Raw genomic sequence first — 2,201 nt, forward strand, 5'->3', positions numbered from 1 at the left:
GAACCGAACACCATCTGGAAGTGTCCTAGATGGGTAAGTTTCGGACAACGGTGTGTTCAAACCTGTTGAAAGAGTCGACCTTCCAGAAGGAGTTAAGGTTAGGATAGTCGTAAAACCGAGCATTAACGCGTTAATGAAAGAATTAGAGAAAGTTGAACTTAAAGGGGATTTGGATGAGGTGTTCAAGGGAGAGAAAAGAAAAAATATTATGAATAATGATGTTGTACTCGATACCACATTTAATGGTAATTGAGATTAGCTTAGTTCTACAGTGTAAAGAGAGTTAAGGGATAGCGTTTATAACGTATTCTGCGTCTCTTATCCATTTTGACACATCGTTTATTTTGAAATTTTTTTGAAGATTATAATCAGCTTCGTTTCTTCCATCCCTTCTCAGTTTGGCAAGAACATCTGCCACTGCGCTAGTCTTCCGATTTAGGTTAACGTACACATTTCTTCGTCGTAAATATTTAATTACCTTTTCATGTACATCAGACGTTGGGGGAAATCGGAATCCTTTTGTTTCCAACCAAGATCTACATACTAAAAATGCGGAATAGTACGCCCTAGAGATTGATGTCCTAAAAACCGACTCTTGAGTATTATAATTTACATCACTAATTAGATTCCTAGATAATTTGAGGAAATCCTTTGGGTCGAAGGACATCGATTTCTCTCCTGACTCATAATTGTATTTCTACAACTTCTATAGCGAGATTCTCATTTATTTTATCTATTATTTTCCATTCGTCCTCAGGATATTTCTCTCTAATTTGTTCTATTTTTGTTCTAACTCCTTCCTCAATCTCTTCCCAAAGTCTCATCTTATCATCATAGTTCCTATTCTCAACTTGAACTGAAAATAAAATTTCTTTCCATTCCGGAACCTCGATATCCTGCACAAGGGAAATATTAATAGTATAATCCTCATCCCTTAATTCTAAAATTTCTTGTATCTCAAGTAATACATTATCCAAGATTGTTCTTGATAATTCATCTTTTTCCAGAATCTCTCTTACTTCTGGATTTATTGAAAAAGTTCTTCTTTCAGGACTAAAAATAGTTTTTGCGCTTAAAAAATAGTTAGTGGATATAATGGGTTCAAATAAACGAGGCTTAACCTCCACACATTTAAAAAGATTTTCAAGTTCTTTAAAAACACATCTAATAATACTAGATCTAGTTGAGAAATACCTAATTACATCCTTTGATTCATAGATAGCACTAGTCTCAGCATTAAGGAATAGTTCTAATCTTCTATCAGAAGTACCGTGAACCCTACTGAACGCTTCTAAAGGTGATTCAAATTTGGTTATTAATTCATCTTCTACAAAATATTCTGACAAAAAAATCACTCCAAGGAATTAATAGTCTTTAATATTCTACTTTGTAATTCATTATGGAATGACGCAATTTTTTCCATTTTGGGTGATTGGAACGATAGTCTAACAAGATACATAGAATCGGGATTATTTGGATTTGGCTCGACAATCATTCTTAAAGAGCTTTCCTCTTCTTTGGGGGATATATTTATAATTCTAAAAGAATCCACCACAACTTCTCCTATTTCTTTAAGAGGTTCTAAGTTAATTTTTAACGCTTTATTAATCATTTCTACTGGACGTTTCTTTGATTTTATTAGAATGTTTGCCAATATCTCATAGAAGGCTACAGTTGCCTTAAGATCATAATTCAACTCAGGTAAAATAGTATTAATTTCCTCAAAAACTGCCATAACGATCTCTGGTTTTTCTCCAATGGTATTAAGCGCTGAAGCGGGAATATGTAATTCTATTCTTACGTCATTTTTAACACCTACAACCTCTATTGGTGGACCAAACTTTACTGGTAATTCAACAACAGGTTTTTCAGTACCCTCAAATCCCTTTTCTTTCAAAACTCTCCTCAATTTACCTTCAAGCACACCGAGATTTACATGAGGAAGCAATTTTATACCAATATGATAAGGCTCAAATGATACTATTTCCAAAGCAACTCACCAAATTTCCCGAATTAAATACTTACGTCCTAATATTACATATCCAAAAATATAATATAATAGAGTTTCCCTTTCAAATTAAAATTTTTATAAAAATTAGGACTTACGCAGTTGGGTGGGTATTTGTGTGGGGTTGGTGATGGGATTGCTCGAGTTTGCCTTCTTTTTATATTTCAGCCTTTTTTAACTCTTTCTTTGAGAG

4 protein-coding genes are annotated in these 2,201 nt (G+C 33.5%); 1 reads left to right on the forward strand and 3 read right to left on the reverse strand.

The features are described from left to right. The first annotated feature begins 52 nt into the window (after nucleotides 1-52). Entirely contained in the window at nucleotides 53-253 is a 201-nt protein-coding gene (locus ACUVXA_RS20010) for an antitoxin AF2212-like protein (RefSeq protein WP_445873055.1), read from the forward strand. A gap of 30 nt (nucleotides 254-283) precedes the next feature. Here the strand turns inward: ACUVXA_RS20010 and ACUVXA_RS20015 are convergent, their stop codons facing one another. From ACUVXA_RS20015 to ACUVXA_RS20025, 3 genes are read right to left on the reverse strand one after another with little or no spacing between them, the layout of a single operon-like run. Further along, nucleotides 284-667 carry a HEPN domain-containing protein gene (locus tag ACUVXA_RS20015; RefSeq protein WP_445873056.1) on the reverse strand — a complete coding sequence of 128 codons (384 nt, stop codon included), beginning with the start codon at nucleotides 665-667 and terminating at the stop codon, nucleotides 284-286. 16 nt (nucleotides 668-683) lie between these two features. Then, complete coding sequence (locus ACUVXA_RS20020; protein WP_445873057.1) at nucleotides 684-1,346, reverse strand: hypothetical protein; 663 nt, start codon at nucleotides 1,344-1,346, stop codon at nucleotides 684-686. Between the two features lie 5 nt (nucleotides 1,347-1,351). Continuing rightward, nucleotides 1,352-1,990, reverse strand: coding sequence for a hypothetical protein (locus tag ACUVXA_RS20025; protein WP_445873058.1), 639 nt, complete (start codon nucleotides 1,988-1,990; stop codon nucleotides 1,352-1,354). Between the last annotated feature and the right edge of the window lie 211 nt (nucleotides 1,991-2,201).

It is taken from the genome of Candidatus Jordarchaeum sp., assembly GCF_052745115.1.

What these genes read in the sequence shown, in the direction of transcription:
- ACUVXA_RS20015 (WP_445873056.1), bottom strand. Translation starts at nt 667, where the DNA reads ATGTCCTTCGACCCAAAGGATTTCCTCAAATTATCTAGGAATCTAATT.